15 protein-coding genes are annotated in these 15,739 nt (G+C 64.4%); 13 read left to right on the top strand and 2 right to left on the bottom strand.

The window, feature by feature from the left end; genetic code table 11:
- Positions 1 to 75: 75 nt before the first annotated feature.
- Positions 76 to 438 (bottom strand): ATP-dependent Clp protease adapter ClpS, encoded by a 363-nt coding sequence (gene clpS / locus N878_RS23030; RefSeq protein ID WP_031303861.1) that lies wholly within the window; start codon positions 436 to 438, stop codon positions 76 to 78.
- Between the two features lie 231 nt (positions 439 to 669).
- Here clpS and cspD point away from each other — a divergent pair, with 231 nt between their 5' ends.
- Complete coding sequence (gene cspD, locus N878_RS23025; protein WP_031303859.1) at positions 670 to 933, top strand: cold shock domain-containing protein CspD; 264 nt, start codon at positions 670 to 672, stop codon at positions 931 to 933.
- Between the two features lie 65 nt (positions 934 to 998).
- Here the strand turns inward: cspD and icd are convergent, their stop codons facing one another.
- Positions 999 to 2,255, bottom strand: a complete 1,257-nt coding sequence (icd, locus tag N878_RS23020) for an NADP-dependent isocitrate dehydrogenase (protein WP_021445856.1) — start codon at positions 2,253 to 2,255, stop codon at positions 999 to 1,001.
- A 366-nt stretch (positions 2,256 to 2,621) separates the two neighbouring features.
- Between icd and N878_RS23015 the strand changes: the two genes are divergently transcribed.
- From N878_RS23015 to N878_RS22960, 12 genes are all read left to right on the top strand, one after another.
- Positions 2,622 to 4,850, top strand: a complete 2,229-nt coding sequence (locus N878_RS23015; RefSeq protein ID WP_021445855.1) for an NADP-dependent isocitrate dehydrogenase — start codon at positions 2,622 to 2,624, stop codon at positions 4,848 to 4,850.
- Positions 4,851 to 4,928: 78 nt separating this feature from the next.
- A complete protein-coding gene (locus tag N878_RS23010) occupies positions 4,929 to 5,369 on the top strand; it encodes an NUDIX hydrolase (protein ID WP_021445854.1) in 441 nt (146 codons plus the stop codon).
- 106 nt (positions 5,370 to 5,475) lie between these two features.
- Positions 5,476 to 6,588: a tRNA 2-thiouridine(34) synthase MnmA gene (mnmA, locus tag N878_RS23005; RefSeq protein ID WP_031303858.1), complete on the top strand. Its 1,113-nt coding sequence runs from the start codon at positions 5,476 to 5,478 to the stop codon at positions 6,586 to 6,588.
- Positions 6,585 to 7,205, top strand: a complete 621-nt coding sequence (gene hflD, locus N878_RS23000; RefSeq protein WP_021445852.1) for a high frequency lysogenization protein HflD — start codon at positions 6,585 to 6,587, stop codon at positions 7,203 to 7,205. Before mnmA ends, hflD begins: the two co-directional genes overlap by 4 nt.
- Before the next feature lie 5 nt (positions 7,206 to 7,210).
- Positions 7,211 to 8,074, top strand: coding sequence for a DMT family transporter (locus N878_RS22995; protein WP_021445851.1), 864 nt, complete (start codon positions 7,211 to 7,213; stop codon positions 8,072 to 8,074).
- Between the two features lie 147 nt (positions 8,075 to 8,221).
- A complete protein-coding gene (purB, locus tag N878_RS22990; protein WP_031303857.1) occupies positions 8,222 to 9,592 on the top strand; it encodes an adenylosuccinate lyase in 1,371 nt (456 codons plus the stop codon).
- Between the two features lie 78 nt (positions 9,593 to 9,670).
- Positions 9,671 to 10,837: a cupin domain-containing protein gene (locus tag N878_RS22985; protein ID WP_021445849.1), complete on the top strand. Its 1,167-nt coding sequence runs from the start codon at positions 9,671 to 9,673 to the stop codon at positions 10,835 to 10,837.
- Positions 10,830 to 11,255: a GNAT family N-acetyltransferase gene (locus N878_RS22980; protein ID WP_021445848.1), complete on the top strand. Its 426-nt coding sequence runs from the start codon at positions 10,830 to 10,832 to the stop codon at positions 11,253 to 11,255. The genes N878_RS22985 and N878_RS22980 overlap by 8 nt, the downstream gene beginning before the upstream one ends.
- Positions 11,256 to 11,263: 8 nt before the next feature.
- Positions 11,264 to 11,905 carry a hypothetical protein gene (locus tag N878_RS22975; protein ID WP_021445847.1) on the top strand — a complete coding sequence of 214 codons (642 nt, stop codon included), beginning with the start codon at positions 11,264 to 11,266 and terminating at the stop codon, positions 11,903 to 11,905.
- On the top strand, positions 11,902 to 12,711 hold the full coding sequence (locus tag N878_RS22970) for a secretin N-terminal domain-containing protein (RefSeq protein WP_021445846.1): 810 nt from the start codon (positions 11,902 to 11,904) through the stop codon (positions 12,709 to 12,711). The genes N878_RS22975 and N878_RS22970 overlap by 4 nt, the downstream gene beginning before the upstream one ends.
- A gap of 558 nt (positions 12,712 to 13,269) precedes the next feature.
- A complete protein-coding gene (locus tag N878_RS22965) occupies positions 13,270 to 14,865 on the top strand; it encodes an isocitrate lyase (protein WP_021445845.1) in 1,596 nt (531 codons plus the stop codon).
- 263 nt (positions 14,866 to 15,128) lie between these two features.
- Positions 15,129 to 15,739 (top strand): PhoX family phosphatase (locus N878_RS22960; protein ID WP_031303855.1); only part of this gene is annotated, 611 nt, incomplete at its 3' end.

Here is a 15,739-nt window from a genome sequence, read left to right as displayed (position 1 = left end):
CCTTGAAAGCCAGATTGAGGGTGACTTCGAGCTCTCGATTCAACATAGCTTCACCTCATACCCAAGTGGCCGGCATTAACCGTCCTTCTCGATCTCACAGAGTAGCGGATGCTGGCTTTCCCTAGCGTACTGATTGACCTGCATGGCCTTGGTCTCCGCGATATCACGGGTGAACACGCCGCATACCGCCCGCCCCTCTGTATGGACGGTCAGCATGATCTTGGTCGCCAGCTCCCGGTTCATGCCGAAAAACACTTCGAGCACTTCGACGACAAAATCCATCGGGGTGTAGTCGTCATTGAATAAGACCACCTTGTACATCGGTGGTGCCTGTAATGCTGGCTTGGATTCCTGAACAGCAACGCCGGAGGAATCGTCCTCATGCTCTGCCGGGTGATCCTGATTGAATGTTAGTCGAATCTGGCTACTTGCATGCATGCTGAAATCAGAGGTTCAGGGCCGGACGAACAGGGATGCTAGAGGGAGTTTGACTGACTTCTCAGCCGTCCGCCGCATAGCCTTGACTATCGGCAAAAGGGTGTTACAAACAATAAATACCCATTAGTGGGTATCAGGGGTTCCGCGCCCTCGCCCAGCCTGGTTGGTTTTCGCGCGGAATCGAAGTGGATGATACTCCAGAGATGGAGTCCTTTGCAGAGGGATATCAGCATGCTCAGCGGTAAGGTCAAGTGGTTCAACAACGCCAAAGGCTATGGATTCATCCTGGCCGACGGCCGAGATGAGGACCTGTTCGCCCACTACTCGGCCATCCAGATGGAAGGTTATAAAACACTCAAGGCCGGCCAGCCGGTCCGCTTCGAGATCGTGCAGGGCCCGAAAGGACTACACGCCGTCAATATCAGTGCCGCCGCCCAGGACGCCCCTGCGGCAGTACCCCAGGCGCAGAGTACCGCTAGCACTGTCGAAGTCTGAGTATCCTGGCAAATCGCCGCGAAAAAGGCCGGTCAATTGACCGGCCTTTCTTTAACAACCCGCCGTTACATGTGCGCGATCATCGCGTCACCGAACTCCGAGCAGGACAGCAGGGTCGCCCCTTCCATCAGGCGCTCGAAATCGTAGGTCACGGTCTTGGCGGCGATGGCGCCGTTGGTACCCTTGATGATCAGGTCGGCCGCCTCGACCCAGCCCATATGCCGCAGCATCATCTCGGCGGAGAGGATCACCGAGCCCGGATTGACCTTGTCTTGGCCGGCGTACTTCGGCGCGGTGCCGTGAGTCGCCTCGAACATGGCCACCGAGTCGGACAGGTTGGCGCCCGGCGCGATACCGATGCCGCCGACCTCCGCCGCCAGGGCGTCGGACAGGTAGTCGCCATTGAGGTTGAGCGTGGCGATCACGTCGTACTCGGCCGGACGCAGCAGGATCTGCTGCAGCATGGCGTCGGCAATCACGTCCTTGACCACTATGTTCTTGCCGGTGCGTGGGTTCTTGAACTGCATCCACGGGCCGCCATCGAGCAGCTCGGCGCCGAATTCGTCGCGGGCGATCTCATAGCCCCACTCCTTGAACGCGCCCTCGGTGAATTTCATGATATTGCCCTTGTGCACCAGGGTTACCGAGCTGCGGTCGTTGTCGACGGCGTACTGCAGCGCCTTGCGCACCAGACGCTTGGTGCCCGCCTCGGAAACCGGCTTGATGCCGATGCCGCACATGTCGGTGAAGCGGATCTTCTTGACGCCCATTTCCTCGGTGAGGAACTTGATGACCTTCTCGGCTTCGGGGCTGCCGGCCTTCCATTCGACGCCGGCATAGATGTCCTCGGAGTTCTCGCGGAAGATCACCATGTCCACGTCACCGGGCTTCTTCACCGGGCTGGGCACGCCTTCGAACCAGCGCACCGGACGCTGGCAGACGTACAGATCGAGTTCCTGGCGCAGGGCCACGTTGAGCGAGCGGATACCGCCACCCACCGGCGTGGTCAGCGGGCCCTTGATCGACACCACGTAGTCGCGCACCGCTTCGAGGGTTTCCTTGGGCAGCCAGGTGTCCTGATCGTAGACCTGGGTAGCTTTCTCGCCGGCGTAGACCTCCATCCAGGAGATCTTGCGCGCACCGCCATAGGCTTTCGCGACGGCGGCGTCGACCACCTTGATCATCACCGGGGAAATATCCACGCCGATACCATCACCCTCGATGAAGGGGATGATCGGGTTGTTCGGCACATTGAGCGACATGTCGGCATTGACGGTGATTTTGTCACCGCTGGCTGGCACCTGGATCTTTTGGTATCCCATGCTGGACTCCATCTTGTGGTTAGAACTGTGCGCAATCCTCCGAGAGTAGCGCAGTTGAATCGGGTGGAACCACATGTTCGTTGGTCTTATACAACTGGGCATTCTGCGACGCGGCGTCGCAGTGATATACTGCTTAGGTGACTAACGAGTCATAAGGGGCGCCCGTCCCGAACCGGACGGCAACCTCTTGAAACCGGCCAGTGGCTATCACCGCTGGCTGGCTCGAAATGCTCGACACTCTACTGGTGCATCCAACATCACCGCGGCGAGTCCTCGACTCCAGCCCGATCAATGACCGGGTTCAGGCGCCTACCCGCGCACGTCGAGTTTCTGTGCACGCTCAGCAAAGAAGAGAGTTAACTCTAAATGTCCACCCCTTCGAAGATCATCTACACCTTCACCGACGAAGCTCCAGCCCTCGCCACCTATTCGCTTCTGCCCATTGTAGAAGCTTTCGCCGCATCGGCTGACATCTCCGTCGAAACTCGCGACATCTCTCTTGCTGGACGGATCCTGGCAAGCTTTGCCGACCAACTGGGCGCCGACAAGCGCATCGAGGACGACCTCGCCAAGCTGGCCGAACTGGCCACCCAGCCCGAAGCCAATATCATCAAGCTGCCCAACATCAGCGCTTCGGTGCCGCAACTCAAGGGCGCCATCGCCGAGCTGCAGGCCCAGGGCTACGCCCTGCCCGACTACCCGGAAGACCCGCAGAGCGACGCAGAGAAGGAAGTCCGTGCCCGTTATGCCAAGGTACTCGGCAGTGCGGTGAACCCGGTGCTGCGCGAGGGCAACTCCGACCGCCGCGCCCCGGCCGCGGTCAAGGCCTATGCACGCAAGCACCCGCACAGCATGGGCAAGTGGAGCATGGCTTCGCAGTCCCACGCCGACTACATGCGCGGCGGCGACTTCTTCTCCAGCGAGCAGTCGATCACCATGGCCAAGGCCGGTGACGTGCGCATCGAGTTCGTCGGCAAGGACGGCAAGGTCGAGGTCAAGAAGCAGCTCGCCCTGCAGGAAGGCGAAGTGTTCGACAGCATGTTCATGAGCTGCCGCAAGCTGCGCGACTTCTTCGAGAAGACCCTGCAGGACTGCAAGGAAACCGGCGTGATGTGGTCCCTGCACGTCAAGGCGACCATGATGAAGGTCTCCCACCCGATCGTCTTCGGCCACGCCGTCAGCGTTTACTACAAGGACGTGTTCGACAAGTACGGCGAGCTGTTCAAGGAGCTGGGCGTCAACCCGAACAACGGCATCAGCAGCGTCTACGACAAGATCAAGGCCCTGCCCGCCTCGCAGCAGGAAGAGATCCTGCACGATATCCATGAGGTCTACGCCCATCGCCCGGAAATGGCCATGGTCGACTCGGTCAAGGGCATCACCAACCTGCACATCCCGAGCGACGTCATCGTCGACGCCTCGATGCCGGCGATGATCCGCAACTCCGGCCAGATGTGGGGCAAGGACGGCAAGCAGAAAGACACCAAGGCCGTCATGCCTGAGAGCACCTACGCGCGCATCTATCAGGAGATGATCAACTTCTGCAAAACCAACGGTGCATTCGACCCGACCACCATGGGCAGCGTGCCAAACGTCGGCCTGATGGCGCAGAAGGCCGAGGAGTACGGCTCCCACGACAAGACCTTCGAAATGACCGCCGACGGCACCATGCGCGTCGTCGCTGCCGACGGCACCGTGCTGATGCAGCACCAGGTCGAGGCCGGCGACATCTGGCGCGCCTGCCAGACCAAGGACGCGCCAATCCGCGACTGGGTCAAACTGGCCGTCACCCGCGCCCGTCAGTCCGACACCCCGGCCATCTTCTGGCTGGACCCGGAGCGCGCGCACGACCGCGAGCTGCAGAAGAAGGTCGAGCTGTACCTGAAGGACCACGACCTGACTGGCCTGGACATCCGCATGATGGGCTACAACGAAGCCATCCGCGTGTCCATGGAGCGCATGATCCGCGGCCTGGACACCATCTCGGTGACCGGCAACGTGCTGCGCGACTACCTGACCGACCTGTTCCCGATCATGGAGCTGGGCACCTCGGCCAAGATGCTGTCCATCGTGCCACTGATGGCCGGCGGCGGCATGTACGAAACCGGTGCCGGCGGTTCGGCGCCCAAGCACGTGCAACAGCTGGTCGAAGAGAACTACCTGCGCTGGGATTCCCTCGGCGAGTTCCTGGCCCTGGCCGTCTCCCTGGAAGAAACCGGGATCAAGACCGACAACCTCAAGGCCAAGATCCTCGGCAGGACCCTGGACGAAGCCACCGGCAAACTGCTGGACAACAACAAGTCCCCGGCGCGCAAGGTCGGCGAGCTGGACAACCGTGGCAGCCACTTCTATCTGGCGCTGTACTGGGCCCAGGCCCTGGCCGCGCAGAACGAAGACGCCGAGCTGAAGGCACGCTTCACCCCGCTGGCCAAGACCCTGACCGAGCAGGAAGCGACCATCGTCGCCGAACTGGCCGCCGTCCAGGGCAAACCGGTGGACATCGGTGGCTACTACCGCTCCAACCCCGAGCTGACCAGCCAGGTGATGCGCCCCAGCGCCACCTTCAACGCCGCTCTGGCCGCGCTGAACGCCTGATAAGGGCTCGGCAACACGGAGAACCCCGGCCATAGTGCCGGGGTTCTTTTTTGCATAGAGATCACTGGAGAAGCAGAAATGGAGTGGCAGCCCCATATCACCGTGGCCACGGTCATCGAGGACCAGGGCCGCTTCCTGTTCGTCGAGGAGTTCAAGGCTGGCCGCCTGGTGCTCAACCAGCCCGCCGGGCACCTGGAGGCCAATGAATCGCTGCGCCAGGCCGCGCTGCGCGAAACCCTCGAAGAAACCGGCTGGGAGGTGGCGCTGAGCGGCCTGCTCGGCATTTATCTCTATACCGCGCCGAGCAATGGCGTGACCTACCAACGGGTGTGCTTTATCGCCCACCCGCTGCGCCATGATCCGGCCCGCGCACTGGACAGCGACATCCACGGCATCGCCTGGTTGAGCCGCGACGAACTGGCCGCGCAACCCGAGCGCTGGCGCAGCGAACTGGTGCTGCGCTGCGTGGACGATTACCTGGCCGGCATCCGCGGGCCGCTGGAGCTGGTGCGCGATTGAAACAATAGCCCGCGTTCGGCGTACTGCTTCGCGAGTACGCCCTACACGTCGGGTGCAGGCTTTCTGGTAGACTCGCCAGTTTTTCAGGCTTCACTCGCAGACTCCCATGCAAGCACCTAGCACCCAACGCGTGATCGTCGGCATGTCCGGCGGCGTCGACTCGTCCGTTTCCGCCCTGCTGCTGCTGGAGCAGGGTTATCAGGTCGAAGGCCTGTTCATGAAGAACTGGGACGAAGACGACGGCACCGAATACTGCACCTCCATGGACGACCTGGCCGACGCCCAGGCCGTGTGCGAGCGCATCGGCATCAAGCTGCACACCGCCAACTTCGCCGCGGAATACTGGGACAACGTGTTCGAGCACTTCCTGGCCGAATACCAGGCCGGGCGCACGCCGAACCCGGACATCCTGTGCAACCGCGAGATCAAGTTCAAAGCCTTCCTCGACTACGCCCTGTCGCTCGGCGCCGACCTGATCGCCACCGGCCACTACGTGCGCCGCCGCGACGTCGACGGCCGCACCGAGCTGCTCAAGGGCCTGGATCCGAACAAGGACCAGAGCTACTTCCTGCATGCCGTCGGCGGCGAGCAGATCGCCAAGACCCTGTTCCCGGTCGGCGAGCTGGAAAAGCCGCAGGTGCGCGCCATCGCCGAGAAATACGAGTTGGCCACGGCGAAGAAGAAGGATTCCACCGGCATCTGCTTTATCGGCGAGCGCCGCTTCAGCGATTTCCTCAAGCAGTACCTGCCGGCCCAGCCGGGTGATATCGAGACCACCGAGGGCCAGGTCATCGGCCGCCATCACGGCCTGATGTACCACACCATCGGTCAGCGCCAGGGCCTCGGTATCGGCGGGCTCAAGGACGCCGGCGACGATCCCTGGTACGTGCTGCGCAAGGACCTGACGCGCAACGTGCTGGTCGTCGGCCAGGGCAACGAACACCCCTGGCTGTTCTCCCGCGCCCTGCTCGCCTCGGATATCTACTGGGTCAACCCGGTGGACCTGAGCAGCCCGCGCCGCCTGAGCGCCAAGGTGCGCTACCGCCAGGGCGACCAGGCCTGCACCCTGGAGCAGACCGCAAGCGGCTACCGCGCGATCTTCGACGAGCCGCAGCGCGCCGTGACGCCCGGCCAGTCCGTGGTGTTCTACGACGGCGAGGTGTGCCTCGGCGGCGGCGTGATCGAGACCGCCGAGCCCTGGTACGAGGACGCCCGATGAACCCGACGCAGGAACAACTGGTCGCCCTCGGCGCCGTGTTCGAGGCCGCGGTGCTGGCCGACAAGATCGCCCGCACCGGCCAGGTCAGCGAGGCGTCGATGAGCTGCATGCTCGGCAGCCTGCTGGTGCGCGATCCGAAGAGTACGCTCGACGTCTACGGCGGCGACGACCTCAACCTGCGCGACGGTTATCGCGCGCTGGTCAGCTCGCTGGAGCGCAACCCCGCGGCGCTGCAGCGCGAGCCGCTGCGCTACGCCCTGGCCCTGCTCGGCCTGGAGCGCCAGCTGGACAAGCGCGGCGACATGCTGCAGGTGATGGGCAGCCGCCTGGATCAGATCCAGCAGCAGGTCGAGCACTTCGGCCTGGTCCACGACAACGTCATCGCCGCCTGCGGCGGGCTGTACCAGGACACCATCAGCACCTTCCGCCAGCGCATCCAGGTGCACGGCGACATGCGTTTTCTGCAGCAGCCGAGCAACGCGGCGAAGATCCGCGCCCTGCTGCTCGCCGGCATCCGTTCGGCGCGGCTGTGGCGCCAGCTCGGCGGTCACCGCTGGCAGCTGGTGTTCAGCCGCGGCAAGCTGCTCAAGGAACTCTACCAACTGATGCGCAGCTGACCGCCATGGGCGCCCCGAGCCGCAGCGTCAAGCCGCTGCAGGGCGCCCTGCTGCTGGCCCTGTCCGCCCTGCTGTTCGCCCTTACCGGCGTCGGCATCCGGGAAATCTCGGCCAGCGTCAACAACGAGTCGGTGGTGTTCTTCCGCAACCTGGTCGGGGTGCTGTTCTTCCTGCCGCTGCTGCTGGTGCGCGGGGTACGCCCGCTGCGCACGACACGGCTGAAATCGCACCTGTGGCGCACCACCTACGGCCTGGCGGCGATGTACTGCTTCTTCTACGCCATCGCCCACCTGCCGCTGGCCGACGCCATGCTGTTCACCTACTCGGCGCCGGTGTTCACCCCGCTGATCGCCCACTTCTGGCTCAAGGAGCCGCTGACCCGACGCATGCTGCTCACCAGCCTGATCGGCCTGTTCGGCGTGCTGCTGGTGGCCAAGCCCAGCGCCGCGCTGTTCGAGGGCCCGGCGCTGATCGGCCTGGCCGCCAGCCTGCTGGCCGCCTTCGCCTTCGTCTCCATCCGCGAGATGAGCGACAGCGAGCCGGCGACGCGCATCGTTTTCTACTTCTCGCTGTTCAGTGCGCTGTTCTCCGCCATTCCGCTGAGCTGGAGCTGGCAGCCGCTCGCCGCCAACCAGCTCGGCTGGCTGCTGGGCATCGGCCTGCTGGCCACCGCCAGCCAGATCATCATGTCGCGCGCCTACGGCCTGGCGCCGCCGGGGCTGATCGGCCCGATCGCCTACCTGGCCATAGTCTTCGCCGGGCTGATCGCCTGGCTGCTGTGGGGCGAGATGCCCGATCGCCTGTCGCTGCTCGGCGCCGCACTGATCTTCGCCGCCAGCCTACTGTCGGTCGCCCGGCGCAACGCATAGGCGGTCAGCCGGACGTTTTCATGTATGATATGCGCCCTTTTCGTCAGAGGCCGTCCAGGCGCCTGAGCTAGAGCCCGCTTCATCGGAGCAGGCACGATGCGCAGCAAGCCGGATGGCTTTTCAGCCCGACAGCTCGAGAACGCCCATATGCAGCTTTCCTCGCTCACCGCGGTTTCCCCCGTCGACGGCCGCTACGCCGGCAAAACCAGCGCCCTGCGCCCCATCTTCAGCGAATACGGCCTGATCCGTAGCCGTGTGCTGGTCGAAGTGCGCTGGCTGCAGCGCCTGGCCGCCCACGAGGACATCGCCGAAGTCGCGCCCTTCTCCGCCGAAGCCAACGCCCTGCTCAACCAGCTGGCGGAGAACTTCGCCGTCGAGCACGCCGAGCGCGTCAAGGAAATCGAGCGCACTACCAACCACGACGTCAAGGCGGTGGAATACCTGCTCAAGGAGCAGGCCGCCAAGCTGCCGGAACTGGACAAGGTCAGCGAGTTCATCCACTTCGCCTGCACCAGCGAGGACATCAACAACCTGTCCCACGCCCTGATGCTGCGCGAAGGCCGCGACACCGTGCTGCTGCCGCTGATGCAGCAGCTGGCCGACGCCATCCGTGAACGGGCGGTGAAGTTCGCCGAGGTGCCGATGCTGTCGCGCACCCACGGCCAGCCGGCCTCGCCGACCACCCTGGGCAAGGAGCTGGCCAACGTGGTCTACCGCCTGGAGCGGCAGATCGCCCAGGTCGCCGCCGTGCCGCTGCTGGGCAAGATCAACGGCGCCGTGGGCAACTACAACGCCCACCTGTCCGCCTACCCGGCCATCGACTGGGAAGCCAACGCCCGCCAGTTCATCGAAGGCGACCTGGGCCTGACCTTCAACCCCTACACCACCCAGATCGAGCCGCACGACTACATCGCCGAGCTGTTCGACGCCATCGCCCGTTTCAACACCATCCTCATCGACTTCGACCGCGACGTCTGGGGCTACATCTCCCTCGGTTACTTCAAGCAGAAGACCGTGGCCGGCGAGATCGGCTCCTCGACCATGCCGCACAAGGTCAACCCGATCGACTTCGAGAACTCCGAAGGCAACCTCGGCATCGCCAACGCGATCTTCCAGCACCTGGCCAGCAAGCTGCCGATCTCCCGCTGGCAGCGCGACCTGACCGACTCCACCGTGCTGCGCAACCTGGGTGTCGGCTTCGCCCACAGCGTGATCGCCTACGAAGCCAGCCTCAAGGGAATCAGCAAGTTGGAGCTCAATGCTCAGCGTATTGCTGAAGATCTGGACGCCTGCTGGGAAGTGCTCGCCGAGCCGATCCAGACCGTCATGCGCCGCTACGCCATCGAGAACCCCTACGAGAAGCTCAAGGAGCTGACCCGCGGCAAGGGCATCAGCCCCGAGGCGCTGCTGGCCTTTATCGACGGCCTGGACATGCCGGCCGAGGCCAAGGCCGAGCTCAAGCAACTCACCCCGGCCCGCTACATCGGCAACGCGGTGGCCCAGGCCCAGCGCATCTGATCCGCACCAGCCTCGAGGACGCCCGGCTGAGCCGGGCGTTTTTGTTTTAAGGTTTTTTTCTATTTCAAGGGCTTACTGATGAATCCTGATACTCCGCTGCAACTGCTGGGTGGCCTCACAGCCCGTGAATTCCTGCGCGACTACTGGCAGAAGAAACCGCTGCTGGTGCGCCAGGCCGTGCCCGGCTTCGAAAGCCCGATCAGCCCGGACGAGCTGGCCGGCCTGGCCCTGGAGGAAGAAGTCGAGTCGCGCCTGGTCATCGAGCACGGCGAACGCCCCTGGGAACTGCAACGCGGCCCCTTCGCCGAGGACAGCTTCCAGAACCTGCCCGAGCGCGACTGGACCCTGCTGGTGCAGGCGGTCGACCAGTTCGTCCCGGAAGTGGCCGAACTGCTGGAGGACTTCAAGTTCCTGCCCAAGTGGCGCATCGACGACCTGATGATCAGCTTCGCCGCGCCCGGCGGCGGCGTCGGCCCGCATTTCGACAACTACGACGTTTTCCTGCTGCAGGGTTACGGTCATCGCCGCTGGCAGATCGGCCAGATGTGCGACTCCGAAAGCCCGCTGCTGCCCCACGCCGATCTGAAGATCCTGGCCGAATTCGAACCAACCGATGAATGGGTGCTGGCACCCGGCGACATGCTCTACCTGCCGCCGCGCCTCGCCCACTGTGGCACCGCTGAGGATGATTGCATGACTTATTCCGTGGGTTTCCGCGCGCCGAGCGCCGCCGAAGTCCTGACCCATTTCACCGATTTTCTCGGCCAGTTCCTCCCCGAGGAGGAGCGCTACAGCGACGCCGATATCCAGCCGAGCGAGGATCCCAACCAGATCCAGCGCGACGCCCTGGAGCGCCTGAAGGCCCTGCTCAACGAGCACATGAGCGACGAGCGCCTGCTGATGACCTGGTTCGGCCAGTTCATGACCGAGCCCAAGTATCCGGAGCTAGTCGCCGGCATCGAGATCGACGAAGAAGAATTTCTCGGCAGCCTGGAAGACGGCGCCGTGATCATCCGCAACCCCAGCGCGCGCATGGCCTGGTCGGAAGTCGGCGAGGATCTGGTGCTGTTCGCCAGCGGCCAGAGCCGCCTGGTGTCGGCGCGCCTGCGCGAGCTGCTCAAGCTGATCTGCAGCGCCGATGCGTTACATATCGATAACCTTGGCGCCTGGCTGGCCGATGACGAGGGGCGTACCCTGCTCTGGGAACTGGTCAAGCAAGGTAGTCTGGGGTTCGCCGATGAGTGAGATCCGAGTTCGCGTCGCGGACTGGCACAAGGACAACGCCGAGCTGCGGCGTATCCGCGAAAGCGTGTTCGTCGCCGAACAGGCGGTGCCGCCGGAGCTGGAATGGGACGCCGAAGACGCCGAGGCGGTGCATTTTCTCGCCGAGGAAGGCGACTACGCCGTGGGCACCGCGCGCCTGCTGCCGGACGGCCATATCGGCCGCGTCTCGGTACTCAAGGACTGGCGCGGCCTCAAGGTCGGCGAGGCGCTGATGCAGGCGGTGATCGCGGAAGCGGAAAAACGCGGCCTGGATCGGCAAATGCTCAGCGCCCAGGTGCACGCCACGCCGTTCTATGAAAGGCTAGGCTTCGAGATAGTCAGCGGCGAGTACCTCGACGCCGGCATCCCGCACGTGGACATGGTGCGCACCCGCCAGTAGAGGCCGCAATGGACGACCAAGACGCCCCGCTCGAGACGAGCGATACCCCGCAGCCGGCCGAGCTCGCGGCTATCGAGTTCGAATCGCCGGGGCGTTTTGCCGTGCACAACCCCGAGCCGGCGACAGCGGACGCCCCGCAATGGGAGCCGGCGCCCTTCGTCCTCGGCGCTCACGAGCGCCTGGAGCGCTTCAGTCAGCCACAGCAGGCGCGTGCCCATGTGCTGGCGCTGATCCAGCAGGCGCAGCGCAGCCTGTGCCTGTACAGCGACGACCTGGAACCCTGGCTCTACCATCACGGCAGCGTGCAGCAGGCCTGCACCCGCTTCCTTCTGGCCAGTCCGCGCGCGCGCCTGCGCATCCTCGTGCGCGACCCGACCCGCGCGGTCAAGGAGGGGCATCGTCTGCTCGGCCTGTCGCGGCGCTTGTCCTCGAACCTGCATATCCGCAAACTCAACCCGGATTATCCCAGTGAAGAACTGGCCTACCTGATCGCCGACGACCAGGGCCTGCTGCTGCGCCCCGAGCTCGGCCAGCAGGCCGGCTACGCCCTGTACCGCGACCCGGCGCGGGTGCGCCAGCGCCAGGCGCAGTTCGACCAGGCCTGGGATACCAGCATCAGCGATCCCGATCTGCGGAGTTTCCTGCTATGACCCTGCGTGCCCTGCTCGCCGCCCTGCTTCTCGGCCTGTGCCTGCCGCTGCAGGCGGCCACCGAGGTGATCCCGCTCAACTACCGCACTGCCGACGAGGTGATCGGCGTGGTGCAGTCGGTGCTGGGCAACGAGGGCCGGGTCAGCCCCTACGGCAACCAGCTGATCGTCAACGCCTCGCCGGCCAAGATCGACGAGGTGCGCCAGTTGCTGGAGCAGCTCGACACCCGCCCGCGACGCCTGCTGATCAGCGTGGAGAGCAGCGACAGCAACTACCAGAGCGACCGCGGCTACCGGGTCGACGGCAGCCTCAGCGCCGGCGACGCCGAGGTGCAGATCGGCCGCGGCGAAGTGGGTGGCCGCGACGAGGTGCGCATCATCCGCCGCAGCACCGACAGCCGCGGCGGCGGCACCCAGCAGGTGCAAGCCACCGAGGGCTATCCGGCGCTGATCCAGGTCGGCCAGAGCGTGCCGCTGACCACCACCAGCACCGGCCCCTACGGCCAGGTCTACCAGGACACCCAGTACCGCGACGTGACCCGCGGCTTCTATGTCACCGCCACCCTCTCCGGCGAGCTGGTGCACGTCAGCATCAGCAGCCAGCGCGACCGCCTCAACGCCCACCGCCCCGGCGTGATCGACGTGCAGAGCACCGACACCCGGGTCAGCGGCCGCCTCGGCGAATGGATCACCCTCGGCGGGGTCAACGAGGACACCGCCTCCAGCAGCCGCGACATCCTCCAGCGACGCACCACCCAGGGCCGCGAAGACATGACCCTGCGCCTGAAGGTCGAAGCCCTCGACTGACCCCGACCAAAGTCGCAGCCCCTCGCCGCTTTCGACCAATGGACAGCCCCCGCAATCCCGCGCAACGCTGGAAACGCCCGCACCAGAGGGTTTCCGCCATGACCGGCCGGTCGTCTTGAGAATATGTAGTAGTCTAAAAAAACCACTACAAAACGTTTGACGAAGCTTTTGCCGAGAGGCATGATGGCCTCGCTCCCGCTAGCCAGGGGTCCTGAAAAGGATCTCCAGATCGCCAACGAAGCACTTCGTAGCGGTCCGTGTCCCAACAGCCCACAAGGCCGTACGACGAGGTTGCGACTGGAACGAAGTTGTCCTGAGGGACGGGGAAGCGTTTAGCGTCAGACAGATCGACAGCCCGGCAGGTGCCCAAGGTTTCCACGAGCCGACCGGCCCACGCCAAGCGCCCGAACTGTTCGCCACATCCCCCCTCCTCGCGGTCAATCCTCGCCCCAGCCATTTTCTCGCCGTCAAAGTGGAAGCCTCCCGCAGCCGCTGCATCCGTGCACGCATTGAGTGGGTAGTCGGTGCTCAACCAACACATTTTTTGAAGGATTGACCATGTCCGCATATCAAAACGACATCAAGGCTGTAGCCGCTCTGAAAGAGAAGTTCGGCAGCAGCTGGAGCGCTATCAACCCCGAGTCCGTCGCCCGTATGCGCGCTCAGAACCGTTTCAAGACCGGTCTGGAAATCGCTCAGTACACCGCTGACATCATGCGCAAGGACATGGAAGAGTACGACGCCGACTCCTCCGTCTACACCCAGTCGCTGGGCTGCTGGCACGGCTTCATCGGTCAGCAGAAGCTGATCTCGATCAAGAAGCACCTGAAGACCACCAACAAGCGCTACCTCTACCTGTCCGGCTGGATGGTCGCGGCCCTGCGCTCCGACTTCGGCCCGCTGCCGGACCAGTCGATGCACGAGAAGACCGCCGTCTCCGACCTGATCGAAGAGCTGTACACCTTCCTGCGTCAGGCCGACAGCCGCGAGCTGGACCTGCTGTTCACCGCCCTGGACGCCGCTCGTGACGCTGGCGACCACGCCAAGGCGGCCGAGATCCAGAAGCAGATCGACAACTACGAAACCCACATCGTGCCGATCATCGCCGACATCGACGCTGGCTTCGGTAACCCGGAAGCCACCTACCTGCTGGCCAAGCGCATGATCGAAGCCGGCGCCTGCTGCATCCAGATCGAGAACCAGGTTTCCGACGAGAAGCAGTGCGGCCACCAGGACGGCAAAGTGACCGTTCCGCACGCCGACTTCCTCGCCAAGATCGCTGCCGTTCGCTACGCCTTCCTCGAGCTGGGCATCGACAACGGCGTGATCGTTGCGCGTACCGACTCCCTGGGCGCCGGCCTGACCAAGCAGATCGCCGTGACCAAAGAGCCGGGCGACCTGGGCGACCTGTACAACAGCTTCCTCGATTGCGAAGAAGTGTCCGCTGCCGAGCTGGGCAACGGCGACGTGGTGATCAACCGCGGTGGCAAGCTGCTGCGTCCGAAGCGCCTGCCGTCCAACCTGTTCCAGTTCCGTGCCGGCACCGGCGAAGACCGCTGCGTCCTGGACTGCATCACCAGCCTGCAGAACGGCGCCGACCTGCTGTGGATCGAAACCGAGAAGCCGCACGTTGGCCAGATCAAGGCCATGGTTGACCGCATCCGTGAAGTCATCCCGAACGCCAAGCTGGTGTACAACAACAGCCCGTCCTTCAACTGGACCCTGAACTTCCGTCAGCAGGTGTTCGACGCCATGGTTGCCGAAGGCAAGGACGTTTCCGCCTACGACCGCGCCAAGCTGATGAGCGTCGAGTACGACGAAACCGAACTGGCCCAGATCGCCGACGAGAAGATCCGCACCTTCCAGCGCGACGGTTCGGCCCACGCCGGCATCTTCCACCACCTGATCACCCTGCCGACCTACCACACTGCCGCGCTGTCCACCGACAACCTGGCCAAGGGCTACTTCGCCGACCAGGGCATGCTGGCCTACGTCAAGGGCGTACAGCGTCAGGAACTGCGCCAGGGCATCGCCTGCGTCAAGCACCAGAACATGGCTGGCTCCGACATCGGCGACAACCACAAGGAGTACTTCGCTGGCGAAGCTGCTCTGAAGGCGAGCGGTAAAGACAACACCATGAACCAGTTCCACTAAGAACGGTTCCCCCGCTGCGGGCCACGCACCCGCAGCGTCTCGTTTGCCTAATCCGCCCCGGCCTTGCCGGGGCTTTTTTATGCCTGAGTCGCGGGCCGCCGCGGTCGTGCGCAGCGCTGCCGCTGGCAACGACTGCTGCGCACGACGCCCCCTACGGCCCGTCCTCCGGGCAGATTTGTGCAGCAGCGCACAGCCGTTGTCACTTTCCCGTCGTCTTGCTTGGTTAGCGTCATGGCTCCGTCGATCAGCCTCAGGAGCCCCCCATGCGCAATGAACACGAGCAAGACGTGCTATTCGGCAACGGCGACGAGCCGCTCAGCAACGCCTCCGCCAATCCCCATATCAACGAGTTGATCGAAGCCGGCCTGAGCCGCCGCCAGGTGGTCGCCGGCGGCGCCGCGCTCAGCGTCATGGGCTTTCTCGGCGTGGCCCTGCCCGGCAGTGCCGAGGCCGCCGGCAACCCGCTCAAGGACCTGCTCGAGCGCCTGGACAAGCGCGGCAGGCGCCTGCCGTTCAGCCCGGTGGCGGTGACCCGCGCCGACACCATCAGCGTGCCGCCCGGCTACAAGGCCACGCCCTTCATTCCCTGGGGCACGCCGATCCGCGGCAGCTTTCCGGCCTTTCTCGACAACGCCGGCAACAGCGCCGCCGACCAGGCCGACCAGGTCGGCATGCATCACGACGGCATGCACTTCTTCCCCATCGACGGCCAGCGCGGCGGCGGTCGTAACAGCGACCACGGTCTGCTGGTGCTCAACCACGAGTACATCGACGCGCCGCTGCTGCACCCCAACGGCCCGACGCTGGTGAATGGCAAGCGCAGCAGCGCCGACGAAGTGCGCAAGGAAATCAACGCCCATGGCGCCTCGGTGGT

Source organism: Pseudomonas sp. EGD-AK9 (assembly GCF_000465935.2).
Taxonomy (GTDB): Bacteria; Pseudomonadota; Gammaproteobacteria; order Pseudomonadales; family Pseudomonadaceae; genus Aquipseudomonas.
The sequence above is the reverse complement of the archived record's forward strand: the minus strand, read 5'-3'. Positions and strand labels throughout refer to the sequence as shown.